The following is an 18,135-nucleotide window of genomic DNA, read 5'->3' as shown; positions in this document are numbered from 1 at the left end:
GAAAAAGCAGGCTGTGCCCGCTTTTGAATGGAGGACAACACAATGGATTTTCAGAATACAGATCTTCGGGGCGGCAGCCTTCAGATCTCCACCGAAGTCATTGGCAAGATCGCACGCTGCGCAGCATTGGAAATTGACGGCGTTGCCGAGGTTTCCTGCGGCAGACAAAATAAAAAGCTCAAGGATCTGCTGGAAGCATCCAGCATCCAGTCTCCGGTTGTGGTGGAAATGCGGGATGGTACCGCAAACATCACTCTGAACCTGATGATGAGCTTTGGCGCACGCATTCCTGCTGTAGCCGAAAAGGTGCAGGAAAACGTGAAGAATGCTGTGCAGAACATGACCAATGTCACTGTGAGCCGCGTCAATCTGGTGATTGCCGGCCTTGCAGAAACCACTGCAGCAGAGAAGTAAAATAAAATTCAGAATTGGAAGCCGATCCTCTCTGTGCTCTGGCCGGAGAGGCTTCGTGCTGCGAGAGGAACATTATGGAAAATATTTTGCCCCGTAGAGAAGCACGCGAGAATGCATTTTTGCTGGCATTTTCGCAGACCTTTGGTGATATCCCGCTGGCAGAGGCCATTACCAGCCATGAAGAAAACGATGAAGAGCACCCTGTGGATGGTTTCAGCAAGCATCTGCTGAACGCATACTACGATCATTCTGCCGAGGTGGATGATGAGATCCGTGCACATCTGCGCAACTGGACCATGGAGCGCCTGCCTCGTGTCAGCCTGACCATCCTGCGTCTGGCAGTTGCCGAGATGCTGTTTGGCGGCGAGAATAAGCCCGGTGTTGCCATCAACGAGGCGGTGGAACTGACGAAAAAGTATGGTGCGGACGAAGATTACCAGTTCGTGAACGGTCTGCTTGGCGCAGTGGCCCGGGATCACGGTCTGGATACGGAGCAGGCCGAACAGTGAGCCGTTATACGCTTGGCATTGATACAAGCAACTATGCAACCTCTCTGGCAGTGTTTGATACAGCTGGAGAGGTTGTTTGCGCAAAGAAGCGCTTTTTGCCGGTAAAAGCGGGCCAGCTGGGCCTGCGGCAAAGCGATGCACTGTTTCATCATACGGTCGCGCTGCCGGAGATGATGCAGGAACTGGCGCAGGAATTTGATCTGACGCAGATCGATGCTGTGGGCGTATCGCAAAAGCCCCGCCCGGTAGAAGGCAGCTATATGCCTTGCTTTCTTGCAGGTGTCAATGCTGCAACGGCCTTTGCACATGCAAAAGGGATCCCACTTGTGCTGACGACCCATCAGCAGGGTCACGCTGCCGCAGCGCTGTTTGCAGCTAAGGGGGAACAGCTGTTTGCTGAAAAAGTTCTGCTGTTCCATATTTCCGGCGGCACCACGGACCTGCTGCTCTGCGATCAGGTGCGCCGGATCACAACGCTTGGCACCAGCACAGACCTTTATGCCGGACAGGCTGTGGACCGTGTGGGGGTCAGGCTTGGCTTTGGCTTCCCGGCGGGTGCCGAGGTTTCCCGTCTGGCTGCACAGTGCACTGAGGAGATCAAGCCAAAATCCAGCGTGAAGGGGATGCAATGCAGCCTTTCCGGGCTGGAAAACCAGTGCAATGCCCTGCTTGCCGCAGGCAAAACGCCGGAATATGTGTGCAAGTACTGCCTGCTCTGTGTGGCGGATACAGTGGTAAAAATGACCAAAGCTGCACAGAAGGAATACCCCGGCCTGCCGGTGGTATGTGCTGGCGGAGTGATGAGCAGCGATATCATCCGTGCATGGGTGCAGAAACGTCTGCCGCAGGTCTACTTTGTGCCGGGACAGTATTCCAGCGATAATGCCATCGGTGTTTCGATCCTGGCAGCGCGGGAGGCCGGATTATGGCTGAAGTGATTACCGTTTCAGCACTCAACCGTTATGTAAAAACGCTGCTGGATGCCAACGATGCTTTGTTTGACCTTGCCCTGCGCGGCGAGATTGCAAATTTTGTACAGAATGCGCGCAGCGGGCACTGCTATTTTTCTCTGCGGGATGATGTCTGCAGCGTCAAAGCGGTAATGTTCCGCACTGATGCACGCCGCCTTGCTTTCCGCCCGGAAGAGGGAATGCGTGTAGTCGTGCGCTGCCGCGCTACCCTTTATGAGCGCGACGGCGCATTTCAGCTGTACGTGAACGATATGTTCCCGGATGGCATTGGTGCCGCACAGCTGGCGTTGGAACAGCTCAAGGCGAAACTGGAGCAGGAGGGCCTGTTTGCACCGGAGCACAAAAAGCCGCTGCCGGAATTTCCTAAATGCATCGGTGTTGTTACCAGCAAGACGGGAGCTGCCCTGCAGGACATCCGCAATGTGCTCACACGGCGCTGGCCATCGGTACGGCTGCTGCTGTGTCCGGTGACAGTGCAGGGGTTTGAAGCCGCGCAGCAGGTGGCCGATGCCATCAAAAAGCTGGATCAGCGCAAAGAGGTGGACGAGATCATCGTTGCACGCGGAGGCGGCAGCCGGGAAGACCTGTGGGTCTTTAACGCAGAGATGATCGCCCGGGCTGCATACCGCTGCAAAAAACCACTGATCAGCGCAATCGGCCACGAGATCGACTATACCATTCTGGATTTTGTGGCAGACTGCCGTGCCCCCACACCTTCGGCTGCAGCAGAGCTGGCCGTACCGGATCGGGCAGAGCAGGAGCGGATATTGCTGGATTTGCAGCAAAATATTCGCAAAAATATGCAAAAACGTTTTGATTTATGCTATAATGGTCTGGAACAATACAACTTTGTGTTGGAGCAGGGCCTTGCACGCCGAAACTGGCAAAAAAGTCAGGGTCAGCTGCAGCAGGTGCAGGATGCCATCCGTCAGCAGATGCAGAAACGTCTGCATTCTGCAGAATTACAGCTGGGTCATGCGGCAGCACTTACTGGTTCGCTGGATCCATACCAGGTGCTGGCGCGCGGCTACACGATGGTCACAGCAGCCAACGGCACTATTTTAAATGCAGATGATCTGCAGCCGGAAAAAACAATCTATGTTCGCAGCGCTTCCCGCCGTGCAAAGTGCAGGGTGGAAGCGGTGGAGGAGATCAATGAGAACACCCAAAAGTTTTGAGGAAGGCATGGAACGGCTGAATACGCTCCTTGCACAGATGCAGAGCGAGGATACGACCCTTGCAGATTCGGTCAAACTGTATGCAGAGGCCGCTTCTCTGATGGAGTACTGCCATGCTGCACTGGAAAAAACATCGCTGCAGATCGACGAGATCGACGCAAAGCTTGCGGGCACAGTGCAGGAGGAAAGCTAATGGACTATCAGGAGCAGTATCAGAATTATCTGGCACAGGCAATGGCCGCGCTGGAAAAGGCCTGCGGCCGTTTTCTGCCGGAAGAATCCGAGGTGTGCCGTGCGGCACGCTACAGCCTGATGGGCGGCGGCAAACGGATCCGTGCAGTTCTTGTTCTCAGCGTCTGCGATATGCTGGGCGGCAGTATGCAGGCGGCACAGCAGTTTGCAGCTGCTGTAGAAATGCTGCACTGCTATTCGCTCATTCACGATGACCTGCCCTGCATGGACAATGATGATCTGCGCCGCGGCCGTCCTTCCTGCCACAAGGCGTTTAGCGAAGCAACTGCCATGCTGGCCGGTGATGTGCTGCTGACAGAAGCATTTGAGACAGTCGCCAATGCCCCGGCAGATGCGTCTGTCTGTGTACAGGCAGCGCGGGCACTGGGTGCAGGCGCTGGCAGCCGCGGCATGGTCTATGGGCAGGAACTGGATCTGAAATACGAAGCGTTGGCCGCAACAGAAGACCAGCTTCGGCTGATCCACCGCAATAAAACGGGTGCGCTGATCAATGCAGCCATTCAGATGGGTGCGGCTGCGGCCAAAGCGGATGAAGCACAGTGCAGAGCGCTGGAACAGTATGCTTATGGTCTGGGTCTTGTTTTTCAGATCGTGGACGATGTACTGGATGTTACCAGCACACCGGAACAGCTGGGCAAGCCCATTGGCAGCGACAGCGAAAATGGAAAGACTACCTTTGTGACCCTTTATGGTGCGGAAGGTGCCATGAAGCTTGCACATGACCTGAATCAGGAGACCTGCACGGAACTGCACCGGAATTTTGGCGAAAAAGCTGCGTTTCTGGAACAGCTTGCGCAGCAGCTTCTTGTGCGTAAAAACTAAAAATAATCCATACAGAATAAAGGAAAAAGATTATGCAGCTTATTCAAAACATCCTGTCTTTCAATCAGATCCTTACGGTTTCACTGCTCGGCTGGCTTGTGGCGCAGGTGCTTAAAACCATCATCAATTTTATCCTGCTGGGCAAGTTCCAGTTGGAACGCATGTGGGGTGATGGCGGTATGCCCAGTGCCCACAGCGCAACGGTCTGTGCCATGGTCATTGCAACCGGACGCTGTGTGGGTGTTGACTCTGCCATTTTTGCAGTGGCAAGCGTGGTGGCAATCATTACCATGCACGATGCCATGGGCGTGCGGCATGAGACTGGCGAGCAGGCCAAGGTCCTGAACCAGATGATCGATCAGTGGATCGAAGTGAGCGAGAAGAATGCTCCTTTCCTGCAGAACATGCATCTGAAGGAGATGGTCGGCCATACGCCGCTGCAGGTCGTGGCAGGCGTACTGGTCGGCGCAGCCGTCGGCTTCCTGTATCCGCTGGCTTGAGACATTCTTTTTTCACGCAGGAACGCACTGCAGCAACAGAAAATCTTCATTTGAAGGACGTGTGATTTATGGGAGCATTGCTGCTGGACAGCATCAATCAGCCCAGAGATTTAAAGCAACTGAATGAACAGCAGGTGAAACAGCTGTGCGCGGAGATCCGCCAGTTTCTGCTGGAGAATATTTCCAAGACGGGCGGCCATCTTGCCTCAAACCTTGGCGTGGTAGAGCTTACCGTTGCGCTGCACCGTGTTCTGGATACACCACAGGACAAAATCGTGTTTGATGTCGGTCACCAGTGCTACACACACAAGATCCTTACGGGTCGGCGCGGACAGTTTGATAAGCTGCGTCAGCTCGACGGAATCTCCGGTTTCCCGAACCCAAACGAGAGTGAACACGATGCATTCATTGCCGGGCACGGAAACACGGCGCTTTCGCTTGCGATCGGCATGGCGTGGGCCAAAAAGCTGCATCATGAAGCAGGGCTTGTGGTCGCGGTGATCGGCGATGGTGCCTTTACCGGCGGCATGGTCTACGAGGGCATGAACAACATTGAACAGCTGGACAACCTTCTTGTGATCCTGAACGACAACAAGATGTCCATTTCTAAAAATGTCGGTGCACTTGCCCGCTATCTGACTCATTTGCGCACGACCACGGCCTATTTTGATGCCAAGGATAATGTGCGCAGCTTTTTGGATGGAGTACCGCTGGTGGGCGCTCCACTGAAAAAAAACATCACCGAGTGCAAGACGCTTTTGCGTCGGGCAATGTACCACTCTACCATGTTCGAGGATATGGGCTTCCAGTACATCGGGCCGGTGGATGGCCACAACGTAGAAGAGCTGGAACGCACACTGCGCACCATCCGCAACCGGCAAGGGCCACATTTTCTGCACGTGATCACAAAAAAGGGCAAGGGCTATCAGCCGGCCGAAGTAAACCCCGGCAACTATCACGGCGTGTCGGCATTTGATCCGGATGGAATGCCCGACCCGGAGGTGGCACCAAAGGAATCGTTCTCGACGGTATTTGGCAATGCTCTTGTGACGGAAGGCGACCGGAACCCGAATATCTGCGCCATCACTGCAGCAATGAAGTATGGCACCGGCCTGCAGTTTTTTGCACACAGCCACCCGGAGCGTTTTTTTGATGTCGGTATGGCAGAGCAGCACGCTGTGACCTTTGCTGCCGGGCTTGCAAGTCAGGGCATGCTGCCGGTGGTATGCATTTATTCCACCTTCCTGCAGCGTTCCTATGATCAGATCATCCACGACGTAAATCTGCTGCGAGAGAATGTAGTTTTTGCCATCGACCGCGCCGGTTTTGTCCCAGCGGATGGCGAAACGCATCAGGGCATTTACGATCCCGCTTTCCTGAGCCAGCTTGGAATGCCGCTGTATGCGCCTTCCAATTATCAGGAACTGAATTACTGGCTGCAGCAGCTGTTGAGTGACCGCTTCCATGGCCCACGGGCAATTCGTTATCCCCGCGGTGGGCAGGATGCAACTCTGGCGGAATTTGGCTGCACCGGCGAAGATTATGATTTCCTGCGCAAGGCGGATGATGCAACAATCGTTCTGGTGAGTTACGCCGACGAACTGGCCGACCTTTTGCAGGCAGAACGTGAATTACAGCAAAAAAGCATTGCGTGTGATGTGATAAAGGCTGTAAAGCTGTATCCCTTTACAGACAAAATGATCGCTGATCTGTCGAAATATAAAATAATCCTGTTTGCGGAAGAATGCATTGCAAACGGAAGCATTGGTGAACATCTGGAATATGCTTTGCAGCAAAACGAATGGAATGGGCGCTTTATCCATTGTGCGGTGCGGAACGCATGTCTTCCGCATGCCAGTGTGGCACAGATCAAACAGGCAACCGGTCTGGATGCAGCGCATCTTGTACAGGCCGTGCAGATGGCCGTGACGAAAGGAGAAAATTTACTGTGAAGATTCGATTGGACCAATATCTTGTTCAGCATGGTCTGACACAGAGCCGTGAGCGCGCAAAGGCGCTGATCATGTCCGGCATCGTTTTTGTCAATGAGCAAAAGGTGGACAAGGCCGGAGAGATGATCAAGGAAGATGCCAAGGTGGAAGTGCGCGGGCACGACATTGGCTATGTCAGCCGCGGCGGCCTGAAGCTGGAAAAAGCTATGAAGTGTTTCCCGCTTACACCCAATGGCAAGGTCTGCATGGACATTGGAGCATCTACCGGCGGCTTTACGGATTGCATGCTGCAGAACGGTGCCGTCAAGGTTTATGCGGTGGATGTCGGCTATGGACAGCTTGCATGGAGTCTGCGCACAGACGAGCGCGTAGTGAACATGGAGCGCACGAACATCCGCAATGTCAAACCGGAGGATCTTGCCGAGCAGATCGAGTTTTTCAGTGTGGATGTCTCGTTTATCTCGCTGCACCATATTTTCCCGGTGGCACAGGCAATCACAACGCCGGATGCCATGGGCGTTTGTCTGGTCAAGCCGCAGTTTGAAGCTGGACGCGAAAAGGTTGGCAAGAACGGTGTGGTGCGCGACCCTGCTACCCACCGTGAAGTGCTGCACAATGCTATGGGCTATGCTGCTGCAAACGGTTTTGCTGTACGCGGATTGGATTTCAGCCCGGTAAAGGGACCTGAGGGCAACATTGAATACCTGATGTTCGTGCAGAAGAGCGGTGAACCTTCCGTGCTGGACGACAGCGTTGCAGAGCAGGTGGTGGCGGCAAGCCACAGCACGCTGGACCGCTGAGCGGCTCTGCCATCAGACCAGAAAAAGGAGCTTCCCGCATGACGATCTATATTTCGCCGAATCCCGGCAAGACCTCTGCCAACGAGATTGCACTGCGCGCGGCGCAGATTCTAATGAACCATGGTGCAGCTGTTCTGATGTGTGAACAGCCACGCACAAGCTGCAGCACGGCCGGAGTGGTTTATCTGCCGCTGGAGGAATGCCTTGAGCAGGCAGATGTGATCCTGACCATTGGCGGCGACGGCACCATTCTGCATGAGGCAAATCTTTCGCTTCGGTACGCAAAGCCGATCTTGGGCATCAATCTGGGACGCTGTGGTTTTCTGGCTACCTGCGAAGTCAGCGAGATGGAAGCCAAGCTCTCCGCTGTTGCACGGGGAGAGTTCAGCGTAGACAACCGGATGCTTCTGTATGTCCGCGTTCTTGGCCACGATGGCTGGGAGGGCCACGCCCTGAATGACGTGGTGGTCACAAAGGGCCGCCTGCAGCAGGCGATCGATTTCAGCATTTACTGCGATGATATTTTAGTAGAGCACTACCGTGGGGACGGTGTGATCGTTGCAACGCCCACCGGCTCCACAGCGTATTCGCTGGCGGCGGGCGGGCCGATCCTGGATTCCCAGACGAAGGGCGTTGTTGTAACGCCTATCTGCCCGCACAGTCTGGCCAGCCCGGCCATGGTGTTTGCGCAGGAGCGCAAGCTGAATATCTGTGTGGGACAGGTGGCCGATGATGAAGTGTTTATCAGCTGCGATGGCAGAGCTGGCTGTCCGCTCAAGGCCGGCGCAACGGCTGAAGTAAGGCTCTCCGATCAGGTGGTAAAGCTGATCACCTTCGGAAAAGCAGATCAGTTCCAGGCCATTGACCAGAAGCTTCGCAGCAGACGATAAAGGGGAGGCGAGTTTACGATGGCGCGCAGCCGTAAGGAAGATGTAAAAAGCAAGGGAGAACGTCAGCAGGTGATTCTCCGGCTTGTGCAGGAACACCCGATCAGCCGGCAGGAAGTTCTGCTGGATCACCTTTCCAAAGAGGGATTCGAGGTAACACAAGCCACCGTTTCCCGCGATATCCGGGAGCTGTGTTTGGTAAAAGCTGCCACGGCAGAGGGGTATCGCTATGTCTCCAGCCGGAACGAAAGCTTCAACCCCAAAACGCAGGGAAGGTTTGAAACGATCTTTCATGAATCCGTGCTGGGGGTAGATTACGCCGGACATGTTGTGCTGGTAAAGTGCTATTCTGGCATGGCCAACGCCGCATGCGAGGTTTTTGACGCATTGCAGTGGAAAAATGTGGTCGGCACGCTTTCGGGCGACGACACGTTCCTGATCGTTGCACGGTCGGAGCGTGATGCAAAAACGATCTGCTCGGAACTGACGAGACACATTGGATAAAAATAACGCGGGAGAAAAGATATGCTGAGCAGCCTGCAAATTGAAAATGTTGCTGTGATCCAGAAGGCTGAAGTACATTTCAAGCCGGGCCTGAATGTTCTTACCGGTGAGACTGGTGCCGGCAAGTCGATCCTGATCGATTCCATCAATGCGATCCTGGGAAACCGCACTTCAAAGGATCTTGTGCGCACAGGGGCCTCCAAGGCGGTGATCCGTGCAGCCTTTGAGGAGGTGCCCGGTACGGTGCTGGACAGCCTTGAGAAGGCGGGCTACGAGCGCTCGGATGCACTGATGCTCAGCCGCGAGATCACAGCCGAGGGCAAAAGCACCTGCCGCATCAACGGAATGCCTGCAACGGCTGCGGTTCTGCGGGAGCTGTGCGGAGGACTTATCAATATCAACGGTCAGCACGACTCTGTGGGCCTTCTGAACCCGGCAAGACATCTGGGCATTCTGGATGATTATGCGCAGAACAGCGCGGAGTTTCAGGACTATTATGTCCTGTACCGGGGGCTTGTGCGTATCAAGCGGGAGCTGGATGCCATGATCACCGACGAAGCCGAAAAGCAGCGCAGGATCGATCTGTTGAGCTATCAGGTGCAGGAGATCGAGGATGCCGGACTGACCGCCGGAGAGGAACAGACGCTGGAAAGCCGCCGCAAGATCCTTGCCAATGCATCTGCCATCCGGGATAAGATCGCACAGAGCTATGCATTGCTTTCGGGCGATGACGAGGCCTCCGGCGCAGTCGATCTGCTGGGTGAGGCATCCAATGCAGTGGATGCTGCCGCGCAGCTGGATGATGCACTTGCCGGTGCATCCAGTCAGCTGCTGGATCTGTATTACAATGCAAAGGATGTTGCCGCAGATCTGATCGGTCGGCTGGATTCCTATGATACCAACGATGCGGAGCTGGACGAGATTGAGCAGCGTCTGGATCTGATCTACAAGCTCAAGCGCAAATATGGTGATACGGTAGAAGACGTGATCGCTTTTGGACAGAATGCAAGGGAAGAACTGGAGCGCATCCAGTCCTCACAGGAGCGGCATGACCACCTGCAGGCAGAAAAGCTCCGCCTTTATGCGCTGGCCCGTGAAAAGGCAGAAGCACTGACCCAGACGCGCCTGCGCGCTTTTGAAGAGCTGAACAAGCGTATTTCCGGCACGCTGGATTTTCTGAACATGCCGGGCGTGCGCATGACACTGCGCCATACCCGCGGCCCGCTGGCAAGCCATGGGCAGGACAGCATCGAGTTCTATATTTCCACAAACCCCGGTGAGGCGCCCAAACCCCTTGCAAAAATTGCTTCCGGCGGCGAGCTGAGCCGCATCACGCTGGCCATCAAAAATGCAATGGCCGATAAGGATGCCGTGCCTACCGTGATCTATGATGAGATCGACAGCGGTGTTTCTGGCAAAGCCGCCGGGCGTATTGGTGAGGTACTGCGCCAGAGCGCACAGGGCCACCAGATCTTGTGCATCACCCATACAGCCCAGATCGCTGCACTGGCCGACTGCCATCTGCTGATTCAGAAAAATGTAGCCAATGACCGCACCTATACCGAGATCCATCCGCTGGATGAGGAGGGCAGGGTGGAAGCACTGGCCCGGCTGATCTCCGGCGACCACGTTACCGAGCTTTCGCGTGCCAATGCCCGCGAAATGCTGGGTCTTGGCGCAAAATAAGCCAAAATAAGCCGCTGCAGATAAGGGGTTGACAAGCCCGAAGCATTGTGATAAAGTAGTCTTTGTTAATGGCGATGAAGGGAACAAGTACCTTGAAGTGTTCTGCCCAGAGAAACCCCGGTTGGTGTAAGGGGCCGCAGAGCAGCAGGGGAAATACCTCCCGGAGCTGCAGGCTGAATGCCGTTCAGGTTAATAGGCTGTGCCGCGTGCGAGCGTTACAAACGCAGGAGTGTCTCTCTACTCTGGGGTGTGCACTCGTGAGGTCGTTTCTGTGAGGAAGCGGCAAACAGAGGTGGTACCGCGAATTTTCTCGCCCTCTGCCAAATTCATTTTTGGCAGGGGGTGTTTTATTTTTCCCTCTGCCCACAAACAGGAGGAAAAAATCATGACTCTGTACGAAGAACTCAAGGCCCGCGGCCTGGTGGCCCAGATCACCGATGAAGAGATCATCGACCTGATCAACAATGGCAAGGCAACCTTTTACATTGGCTTTGACTGCACTGCCGACAGCCTGACCGCAGGCCACTTTATGGCCCTGACCCTGATGAAGCGCCTGCAGATGGCAGGCAACAAGCCTATTGCCCTGATCGGCGGCGGCACTACCATGATCGGCGACCCCTCTGGCCGTACCGACATGCGCAAGATGCTGACCAAAGAGGATATCGCCCACAATGCCGCATGCTTCAAAAAGCAGATGGAAAAGTTCATCGACTTCTCTGAGGGCAAGGCACTGATGCTGAACAATGCAGACTGGCTGCTGAACCTGAACTACGTGGAACTGCTGCGTGATGTGGGTGCCTGCTTCTCCGTGAACAACATGCTGCGCGCCAAGTGCTACGAGCAGCGCATGGAGAAGGGCCTGTCCTTCCTCGAGTTCAACTACATGATCATGCAGAGCTACGACTTCTACTACATGTTCCAGCACTACGGCTGCAACATGCAGTTCGGCGGCGACGACCAGTGGAGCAACATGCTGGGCGGCACCGAGCTGATCCGCCGTAAGCTGGGCAAGGACGCTTATGCTATGACCATCACCCTGCTGACCGACTCTCAGGGCAAGAAGATGGGCAAGACCGCCGGCAATGCCGTCTGGCTGGACCCCAACAAGACCAGTCCATTCGAGTTTTACCAGTACTGGCGCAATGTGGGCGATGCCGATGTGATGAAGTGCATCCGTATGCTCACCTTCCTGCCGCTGGAGCAGATCGACGAGATGAGCACATGGAAGGATCAGCGCCTGAACGAAGCTAAGGAAATTCTGGCTTACGAGCTGACCAGCATGGTCCATGGCAAAGAAGAGGCCGAGAAGGCCCAGAATGCTGCCCGCGCACTGTTCAGCGGCAGCGCAATGGATACCGAGCACATGCCTTCTACTCAGCTGACCGAGGCCGACCTGACCGATGGCTCCATCGGCATCCTGACCCTGATGGTCAAGGCTGGTCTGGCAGCATCCAACGGCGAGGCACGCCGTCTGGTCGTGCAGGGCGGTGTTCTGGTGGATGGCGAGAAGGTAGCCGCTCCCACCGTTGGCTTCACTGCTGAGCAGCTGGCAAAGGGTATTGTGATCAAGAAGGGCAAGAAGATCTACCACAAAGTCACTCTGTAAAAATATTGAACATGAAAATGCCGGTGTACTCTGTTTTGGAGTGCACCGGCATTTTTTCACTTGATGGAGGATTGCTCGCTTGCTTGCAGAATTTACAGCTCGTAAGCCTTCTTCAATGCTTCGTAAGCTGCATCCTCATTCTCTGCGTGGACCAGCAGGGAAATATCCAGATCGCTGGTGGTGATAAGCAGTACTTCAATGCCGGCCATTGCCAGAGAATTCAGTGCACGGGCAGCTACGCCGCAGCTGGTGACCATTTCTTCACCAAACAGGTTCAGCTTGGAATAACCCACGCTGATCAGCGGAGAAGCCTTGGCATCCTTGTCCAGATTTGCAACGGAAATAGCCTTCATCACCAGCGGAAGATCACTGCTGGAAGCGGTAAAGCTGAAATCAATGGTGGTGCCATGGGGTGCACTCTGGCTGATCATATCTACGACCACACCGTTATCTGCAAAAATCTGCAGGTAACGTGCCAGACTGTTGCCCTTGAACTCTACATCCTGCACACTGATCATCATGAGGCTCGGCTCAATATTGATCTTCGATACTCCGTACATAAGGATCCTCCGTTCTGCCCGAAAGGCGGGCTTCAACAATACAAAAATATTCAGGTAAGCTGCAAAAACTCCGGGTCGATATTTTCCCGGGCAATGGACTGAATCATTTCCAGGCTGAAATCTGGATACGCCTTCCGTACTCCGTGGGCCTTTGTAAGGGCTTCGGTATAATCGCGGAACAGGTAGGTACGCACATTGGATTTGCCTGCATCATAGTGGGTCACCGTCGGCAGAAGTCTGGGAGAGAGCACGCTGCAACGGACAGTGCCGTCCGGTTCGGTCGTTTTTTCAAGCTGAACCGATAAAATTGCGCCGACCAGCTGATTGGGCTTTTCCTGCGTGCTGATAAAATTGCCCAGAGAATAGGCCGTGAACACCTGCCTGCCGTCTGCTGCAGTCAGCCACTGTGCATTTTGCAGCACATGCGGGTGGGTGCCAATGATCAAGTCTGCACCCCAGTCTGCAAGGTTTTGCGCCAGAGTTCGCTGCGGATCTGCGATGGCATGGCTGTTTTCTACGCCCCAGTGCACACCCACCACCACAAAATCTGCAAGCTGACGTGCCGCTTTTACCTGCTGCTCGATCACATCGGTCTGGCTGGTATAGATCACATTGGCCTGCATGGAGCTGTTCTGCGGGATGCCATTGGTATGCTCTGTGTAGGAAAGATATGCGATCGTTACACCATTGACAGTCTGCAGCGGGACATGACCGTAGTCGCTTTCTCCCTTCCACAAACCGATCGTTACAACATCCTCCGGCATACTGCCCCAGAAGCGCAGGGTAGCGGCAATGCCGGAAGCGCCTTTATCGTAGGTGTGGTTATTGGACAGGCTGAACACCCGCACACCCGCCCGGTAAAGCGCACGGGCGCAATCGCCCGGCGTAGAAAAGCATGGGTAGGAGGATGGCTCCAATTCATCCGTGCAGAGCGTTTCCTGATTGATCCAGTTCACATCATGCTGTGCATAAAAAGGCGCAATATGTTCGTAACAGTAATCGAAACTGTAAGCTTCCTCTCCGGAAGCGCGGCGCTGCGCCTGCTTATAAATGGGAGCGTGGATCAGATTATCTCCTGTTGCAGAAAAGCAGACAGTCTGAACCAGCGGCTGCGGTTCCGGCTCTGGCGCAGGCTCTGCTTCTTCCGGCTGTGATACAGTGGCAGAACCTGCAGAAGAGCTTTCCGTGCTCACCGGTTCTGCCGTCGGTATGCTTTCCTGCAGAAAGAACTTTGGCAGCAATGGCAGGCAGAACAGAAATACGATCAGCATCGCTCCGGCTGTCCAGAAAGCCTGCCTTCTGGCGCGGCGTTTTGCAGTCGGCCTGCGCCGGTGCTGTTGCGAGGATTGTTTGCTCATCCGCGTCCACATCCTTCCACCCTGTTTCTGCCAAAAGCAGAGCAATCAGGCTTTTTAAAGTGCAGCGATCATATCACCCATATTGTACAGGCCCGGCTCCTTTTTTGCAAGGTAAACTGCTGCATTCACAGCGCCGTTTGCAAAAATATTGCGAGAGTAAGCGGTGTGCTTGAGGGTGATCACCTCGTCCGGGCCGCAGAACAGCACTTCGTGATCACCCACGATGCTGCCGCCGCGCACAGAACTGATACCAATTTCCTTCGGGTCGCGCTTCTGGCGGACAGAAGAACGGTCGTAAACATAATGATATTCGCCATTGTTTTGCTCGTTGATGGCATCGGCCAGCATCAGTGCAGTGCCGCTGGGAGCATCCAGCTTGTTGTGGTGGTGCTGCTCCACGATCTCAACATCGTAGTTCACACCCAGAATCGCCGATGCGCGCTTGCACAGCTCCGACAGCACATTGATGCCCATGGACATATTAGCGCTCTTGAACACCGGCACCGTGCGGGATAGCTGCACCACCTTGAGCTGCAGCTCTTCCGAAAGGCCGGTGGTGCACACCACGATGGGCAGCTTGTGAGCTTCACAGTAGGGCAGAGCCTTTTCCACAGCGGCCGGAGAGCTGAAATCGATGATCACATCGCCCTTGCCGTCCAGCTTTTCTAGGCTGTCATACACAGGGATGCCGTTCTGTTCGCCATCCTTTATGTCGATGCCTGCAATCACGCGGCAGTCCTCGCGCTGTGCGATCATATCACACAGCACATGGCCCATGCGGCCGCCGATGCCCTGAATCACAATATCCGTCATAATTTTTATCCTTTCCTGCCCGTTTTGCATATCGGCATATCGCAAAATGCCCGGACAGAGCGCTCCGCCGGGCATTTTGCAGCCAAAAACTTATTCTGTAATAAGACCCTCTGCACGCAGAGCCTTTTCAATATACTCCTTGTGTGCCTCGCTCGGCTCTACCAGAGGCAGACGGCACTCGCCAGCTTCCCAGCCCAGCACATTCATGGCGTACTTCACCGGAATGGGGTTCACTTCACAGAACAAAGCATCTGCCAACGGCAGCATTTCCAGCTGCAGCTCACGGGCCTTGGCGGTATCGCCGTCAAAGAATGCCTTGCAGCAGTTGTGCACCAGCTCCGGCTTGACATTGGACACGACGCTGATGACACCCTTGCCGCCCAGAGCCAGCAGGGGAACCACCTGATCGTCGTTGCCGGAATAAATGTTCAGCTCGTCGCCGCACAGCTGTGCGATCTTGGCTACCTGAGAGATGTTGCCGGAAGCTTCCTTGATGCCGTTGATCAGAGGATGCTTGCTCAGTTCCAGAGCAGTCTCCGGGGCAATGTTCAGGCCGGTGCGGGAAGGCACGTTGTACATGATTACCGGGATGCCGCCAGCCTCAGCCATGGCGGTGAAGTGAGCCACCAGACCAGCCTGAGAGGTCTTGTTGTAATAGGGAGTCACCATCAGCAGAGCGTCTGCGCCGCATTCGGCAGACTTTGCGGCCAGTGCGCAGCCGTGGTCGGTATCGTTGGAGCCAGCGCCTGCAATGACGGGCACGCGGTGGTTGACAACATCCACCGTATACTTGATGGCGGCAAGCTGCTCCTCATCGGTCATAGTAGAGCACTCGCCGGTGGTGCCGCAGATGATGATGGCATCGGTATGGTGCGCGATCTGATCCTCAATAATGCGGCCCAGCTCGTCAAAGTTGATGCTTCCGTCCTCGTACATCGGGGTGATAATGGCAACACCCGCGCCGGTAAAGACAGGATTCTTCATAGACTAAAAACTCCTTTGTATGCGCTTTTGCGCAAAATATACTTAGTCGAAATAGCCCTTTGCGGCCAGCAGCTCTGCCAGCAGAACGCCGCCGCCTGCAGCACCGCGCAGGGTGTTGTGGCTCATGCAGGCAAACTTGTAATCAAACAGGGTGTCCTCGCGCAGGCGGCCGATGCACACAGCCATGCCGTTCTCGGTGTTGCGGTCCAGCTTGGGCTGCGGACGATCCGGCTCGGTGAAGTAATGCAGGAACTGCTTGGGTGCGCTGGGCAGGTCAAGCTCCTGTGCGGGGCCGCGGAAGTTTGCCCATGCCTCCAAAATCTGCTCCTTGGTGGGCTTCTTCTCAAAGCTTACAAACACGGCAGCGGTGTGGCCGTCGGAGACAGGCACGCGGAAGCACTGTGCAGTGATCACCGGCTTTTCGGCGTTCACGATATGGTCGCCCTCAATGTGGCCCCACAGCTTGAGCGGCTCGCGCTCGCTCTTTTCTTCCTCGCCGCCGATGTAGGGGATCACGTTGTCCACGATCTCGGGCATACGGTCAAAGGTCTTACCTGCACCGGAAATGGCCTGATAGGTGCATACCAGAGCCTTGCTGACACCAAAATCCTTCATCAACGGGTGCAGGGCGGGAACATAGCTCTGCAGGCTGCAGTTGGACTTGACGGCAATAAAGCCGCGCTTGGTGCCCAGACGCTTGCGCTGTGCGGGGATAATCTCGATGTGGTCGGCGTTGATCTCGGGCACCACCATGGGCACATCCGGGGTAAAGCGGTTTGCACTGTTGTTGGACACCACCGGGCACTCAGCCTTTGCATAGGCCTCTTCCAGAGCCTTGATCTCATCCTTGGGCATGTTGACTGCACAGAAGATAAAATCCACCTGAGAAGCAACCTCTTCCACCTTGGATGCATCCAAAACTACCATCTTCTTGACACTTTCCGGCATGGGGGAGGTCATGGCCCAACGGGGACCGACAGCTTCCTCATAGGTCTTGCCGGCGCTGCGGCCGGATGCAGCCAGAACGGTCAACTTGAACCAGGGGTGATTTTCCAGCAGCGTCACAAAACGCTGACCGACCATACCAGTCGCACCTACGATACCCACTTTATACTGTTTTTCCATTTCCAGCACCTTTCCTTTCGTGAAAGCGAACTCAATAAATATTTCTATTACATAGATTCACGGCTTGCAAACCGGACAGCGATGCAATATAATAGATACTGTTTATACAGATTTTATGATATCATTGATACGGTGTCCGTGTCAATCATCGGAAAGGCAAATTGAACGCTATGTTAAAAAAAGATTTTTGGTATGATTTACCCAAAGAGCTCATTGCACAGGAGCCGGCTGACCCCAGAGACTCTGCACGGCTGATGGTGCTGAGCCAGAAAGACGACAGCATCCAGCACAAGATCTTCCACGATCTACCGGAATTTTTAGAGCCGGGCGACCTGCTGGTGGTAAACAATTCCAAGGTCCTGCCTGCCCGCATCGTGGGCGTCAAGCAGCCCACCGGTGCTGTGTGTGAGCTGCTTTTGCTGCGTCAGGTCAAAGGTGACCAGTGGGAATGCCTTGCAAAGCCCGGCAAGCGGATGCAGCCCGGCACGAAGGTGAGCTTTGGTGACGGCAGCCTGACCGCCGTGGTGGACGAGACCATGGAGGACGGCAACAAGTACGTTACATTCTATTACGATACCGAGACCCTTTATGAAAAGCTGGACGAATTTGGCAAAATGCCTTTGCCGCCCTATATCACCAAGCAGCTGGAGGATCAGAGCCAGTACCAGACCGTCTATGCCAAGGAGCTTGGCAGTGCTGCAGCCCCTACGGCCGGCCTTCATTTCACGCCGGAGCTGATGGATACCATCCGCGCCAAGGGCGTGAACATTGCCGAAGTGACCCTGCATGTGGGTCTGGGCACCTTCCGCCCTGTACAGGAGGACGAGATCTCGGATCACAAAATGCACAGCGAATGGTACTGCATCGACGAAAAAACGGCGCAGATGATCCGCGATACCAAGGCTGCCGGTCACCGTGTGATCGCAGTGGGCACTACCAGCTGCCGCACGCTGGAAGCCGTTGCCGCAAAGTACGGCGAGATCCGCGCCTGCAGCGGCAACACTTCTATCTTCCTGTATCCAGGCGTGAAGTTCAACTGCATCGACGGCCTGATCACCAACTTCCACCTGCCGGAAAGCACCCTTATCATGCTGGTGTCGGCCCTGTATGGCTACGAAAAGACCATGGCAGCCTATAAGGTGGCTGTGGAGGAACGTTATAGATTCTTCTCTTTTGGCGATGCGATGCTGATTCTTTGATTATTTTTCCCGCTA

At 54.9% G+C, this 18,135-nt stretch carries 19 protein-coding genes and 1 other annotated feature; of the genes, 14 read left to right on the top strand and 5 right to left on the bottom strand.

Going from position 1 to position 18,135, the window contains the following annotated elements:
- Nucleotides 1–27 precede the first annotated feature (27 nt).
- From WMO17_RS02285 to tyrS, 13 genes are all read left to right on the top strand, one after another.
- Complete coding sequence (locus tag WMO17_RS02285) at nucleotides 28–414, top strand: Asp23/Gls24 family envelope stress response protein (RefSeq protein ID WP_005942042.1); 387 nt, start codon at nucleotides 28–30, stop codon at nucleotides 412–414.
- 74 nt (nucleotides 415–488) lie between these two features.
- The gene (gene nusB / locus WMO17_RS02280) at nucleotides 489–923 is read left to right on the top strand and encodes a transcription antitermination factor NusB (RefSeq protein WP_349137394.1); all 435 of its coding nucleotides are present in this window, start codon (nucleotides 489–491) and stop codon (nucleotides 921–923) included.
- Nucleotides 920–1,861 (top strand): tRNA (adenosine(37)-N6)-threonylcarbamoyltransferase complex transferase subunit TsaD, encoded by a 942-nt coding sequence (locus WMO17_RS02275; protein WP_097781770.1) that lies wholly within the window; start codon nucleotides 920–922, stop codon nucleotides 1,859–1,861. Before nusB ends, WMO17_RS02275 begins: the two co-directional genes overlap by 4 nt.
- On the top strand, nucleotides 1,849–3,072 hold the full coding sequence (gene xseA, locus WMO17_RS02270) for an exodeoxyribonuclease VII large subunit (protein WP_349137393.1): 1,224 nt from the start codon (nucleotides 1,849–1,851) through the stop codon (nucleotides 3,070–3,072). Before WMO17_RS02275 ends, xseA begins: the two co-directional genes overlap by 13 nt.
- Nucleotides 3,050–3,265, top strand: coding sequence for an exodeoxyribonuclease VII small subunit (gene xseB, locus WMO17_RS02265; protein WP_223387585.1), 216 nt, complete (start codon nucleotides 3,050–3,052; stop codon nucleotides 3,263–3,265). Before xseA ends, xseB begins: the two co-directional genes overlap by 23 nt.
- Entirely contained in the window at nucleotides 3,265–4,146 is an 882-nt protein-coding gene (locus WMO17_RS02260) for a polyprenyl synthetase family protein (RefSeq protein WP_120079276.1), read from the top strand. Before xseB ends, WMO17_RS02260 begins: the two co-directional genes overlap by 1 nt.
- A gap of 32 nt (nucleotides 4,147–4,178) precedes the next feature.
- Entirely contained in the window at nucleotides 4,179–4,646 is a 468-nt protein-coding gene (locus WMO17_RS02255) for a divergent PAP2 family protein (protein WP_005942054.1), read from the top strand.
- 68 nt (nucleotides 4,647–4,714) lie between these two features.
- Nucleotides 4,715–6,598 carry a 1-deoxy-D-xylulose-5-phosphate synthase gene (dxs, locus tag WMO17_RS02250; RefSeq protein ID WP_349137392.1) on the top strand — a complete coding sequence of 628 codons (1,884 nt, stop codon included), beginning with the start codon at nucleotides 4,715–4,717 and terminating at the stop codon, nucleotides 6,596–6,598.
- Nucleotides 6,595–7,398 carry a TlyA family RNA methyltransferase gene (locus tag WMO17_RS02245; protein WP_005942058.1) on the top strand — a complete coding sequence of 268 codons (804 nt, stop codon included), beginning with the start codon at nucleotides 6,595–6,597 and terminating at the stop codon, nucleotides 7,396–7,398. The genes dxs and WMO17_RS02245 overlap by 4 nt, the downstream gene beginning before the upstream one ends.
- Nucleotides 7,399–7,436: 38 nt before the next feature.
- Entirely contained in the window at nucleotides 7,437–8,288 is an 852-nt protein-coding gene (locus WMO17_RS02240; RefSeq protein WP_005942060.1) for an NAD(+)/NADH kinase, read from the top strand.
- A gap of 18 nt (nucleotides 8,289–8,306) precedes the next feature.
- A complete protein-coding gene (locus WMO17_RS02235) occupies nucleotides 8,307–8,789 on the top strand; it encodes an arginine repressor (RefSeq protein WP_005942062.1) in 483 nt (160 codons plus the stop codon).
- Nucleotides 8,790–8,810: 21 nt separating this feature from the next.
- A complete protein-coding gene (gene recN / locus WMO17_RS02230; RefSeq protein WP_349137391.1) occupies nucleotides 8,811–10,475 on the top strand; it encodes a DNA repair protein RecN in 1,665 nt (554 codons plus the stop codon).
- Nucleotides 10,476–10,540: 65 nt separating this feature from the next.
- Nucleotides 10,541–10,796 (top strand) — a binding site (T-box leader).
- Nucleotides 10,797–10,860: 64 nt separating this feature from the next.
- A complete protein-coding gene (gene tyrS, locus WMO17_RS02225; protein WP_044953690.1) occupies nucleotides 10,861–12,081 on the top strand; it encodes a tyrosine--tRNA ligase in 1,221 nt (406 codons plus the stop codon).
- 92 nt (nucleotides 12,082–12,173) lie between these two features.
- Here tyrS and WMO17_RS02220 read toward each other — a convergent pair whose 3' ends face one another.
- The 5 genes from WMO17_RS02220 to asd form a co-directional block, all read right to left on the bottom strand.
- Nucleotides 12,174–12,641 (bottom strand): ACT domain-containing protein, encoded by a 468-nt coding sequence (locus WMO17_RS02220; protein WP_097775498.1) that lies wholly within the window; start codon nucleotides 12,639–12,641, stop codon nucleotides 12,174–12,176.
- A 50-nt stretch (nucleotides 12,642–12,691) separates the two neighbouring features.
- Nucleotides 12,692–13,999: a CapA family protein gene (locus WMO17_RS02215; RefSeq protein ID WP_349137390.1), complete on the bottom strand. Its 1,308-nt coding sequence runs from the start codon at nucleotides 13,997–13,999 to the stop codon at nucleotides 12,692–12,694.
- 54 nt (nucleotides 14,000–14,053) lie between these two features.
- Nucleotides 14,054–14,812 carry a 4-hydroxy-tetrahydrodipicolinate reductase gene (gene dapB / locus WMO17_RS02210; RefSeq protein ID WP_097775500.1) on the bottom strand — a complete coding sequence of 253 codons (759 nt, stop codon included), beginning with the start codon at nucleotides 14,810–14,812 and terminating at the stop codon, nucleotides 14,054–14,056.
- Between the two features lie 90 nt (nucleotides 14,813–14,902).
- The gene (gene dapA, locus WMO17_RS02205) at nucleotides 14,903–15,796 is read right to left on the bottom strand and encodes a 4-hydroxy-tetrahydrodipicolinate synthase (RefSeq protein ID WP_298637900.1); all 894 of its coding nucleotides are present in this window, start codon (nucleotides 15,794–15,796) and stop codon (nucleotides 14,903–14,905) included.
- A 42-nt stretch (nucleotides 15,797–15,838) separates the two neighbouring features.
- Nucleotides 15,839–16,921, bottom strand: a complete 1,083-nt coding sequence (gene asd / locus WMO17_RS02200; RefSeq protein WP_005942078.1) for an aspartate-semialdehyde dehydrogenase — start codon at nucleotides 16,919–16,921, stop codon at nucleotides 15,839–15,841.
- A 170-nt stretch (nucleotides 16,922–17,091) separates the two neighbouring features.
- Between asd and queA the strand changes: the two genes are divergently transcribed.
- Nucleotides 17,092–18,120, top strand: coding sequence for a tRNA preQ1(34) S-adenosylmethionine ribosyltransferase-isomerase QueA (gene queA, locus WMO17_RS02195; protein WP_294647439.1), 1,029 nt, complete (start codon nucleotides 17,092–17,094; stop codon nucleotides 18,118–18,120).
- Nucleotides 18,121–18,135: the final 15 nt, after the last annotated feature.

This window comes from Faecalibacterium faecis (genome assembly GCF_040096475.1).
Classification (GTDB): domain Bacteria; phylum Bacillota; class Clostridia; order Oscillospirales; family Ruminococcaceae; genus Faecalibacterium; species Faecalibacterium taiwanense.
This window is presented reverse-complemented; position numbering and strand designations above follow the sequence as displayed.

Excerpts from the sequence above, each read along its gene's own strand:
- WMO17_RS02235 (WP_005942062.1), top strand. The coding sequence starts at position 8,307 with ATGGCGCGCAGCCGTAAGGAAGATGTAAAAAGCAAGGGAGAACGTCAG.
- WMO17_RS02240 (WP_005942060.1), top strand. The coding sequence starts at position 7,437 with ATGACGATCTATATTTCGCCGAATCCCGGCAAGACCTCTGCCAACGAG.
- dxs (WP_349137392.1), top strand. The coding sequence starts at position 4,715 with ATGGGAGCATTGCTGCTGGACAGCATCAATCAGCCCAGAGATTTAAAG.
- tyrS (WP_044953690.1), top strand. The coding sequence starts at position 10,861 with ATGACTCTGTACGAAGAACTCAAGGCCCGCGGCCTGGTGGCCCAGATC.
- WMO17_RS02285 (WP_005942042.1), top strand. The coding sequence starts at position 28 with ATGGAGGACAACACAATGGATTTTCAGAATACAGATCTTCGGGGCGGC.
- dapB (WP_097775500.1), bottom strand. The coding sequence starts at position 14,812 with ATGACGGATATTGTGATTCAGGGCATCGGCGGCCGCATGGGCCATGTG.
- dapA (WP_298637900.1), bottom strand. The coding sequence starts at position 15,796 with ATGAAGAATCCTGTCTTTACCGGCGCGGGTGTTGCCATTATCACCCCG.
- WMO17_RS02255 (WP_005942054.1), top strand. The coding sequence starts at position 4,179 with ATGCAGCTTATTCAAAACATCCTGTCTTTCAATCAGATCCTTACGGTT.
- asd (WP_005942078.1), bottom strand. The coding sequence starts at position 16,921 with ATGGAAAAACAGTATAAAGTGGGTATCGTAGGTGCGACTGGTATGGTC.
- nusB (WP_349137394.1), top strand. The coding sequence starts at position 489 with ATGGAAAATATTTTGCCCCGTAGAGAAGCACGCGAGAATGCATTTTTG.
- WMO17_RS02215 (WP_349137390.1), bottom strand. The coding sequence starts at position 13,999 with ATGAGCAAACAATCCTCGCAACAGCACCGGCGCAGGCCGACTGCAAAA.
- recN (WP_349137391.1), top strand. The coding sequence starts at position 8,811 with ATGCTGAGCAGCCTGCAAATTGAAAATGTTGCTGTGATCCAGAAGGCT.
- WMO17_RS02220 (WP_097775498.1), bottom strand. The coding sequence starts at position 12,641 with ATGTACGGAGTATCGAAGATCAATATTGAGCCGAGCCTCATGATGATC.
- WMO17_RS02260 (WP_120079276.1), top strand. The coding sequence starts at position 3,265 with ATGGACTATCAGGAGCAGTATCAGAATTATCTGGCACAGGCAATGGCC.
- queA (WP_294647439.1), top strand. The coding sequence starts at position 17,092 with ATGTTAAAAAAAGATTTTTGGTATGATTTACCCAAAGAGCTCATTGCA.
- xseA (WP_349137393.1), top strand. The coding sequence starts at position 1,849 with ATGGCTGAAGTGATTACCGTTTCAGCACTCAACCGTTATGTAAAAACG.
- xseB (WP_223387585.1), top strand. The coding sequence starts at position 3,050 with ATGAGAACACCCAAAAGTTTTGAGGAAGGCATGGAACGGCTGAATACG.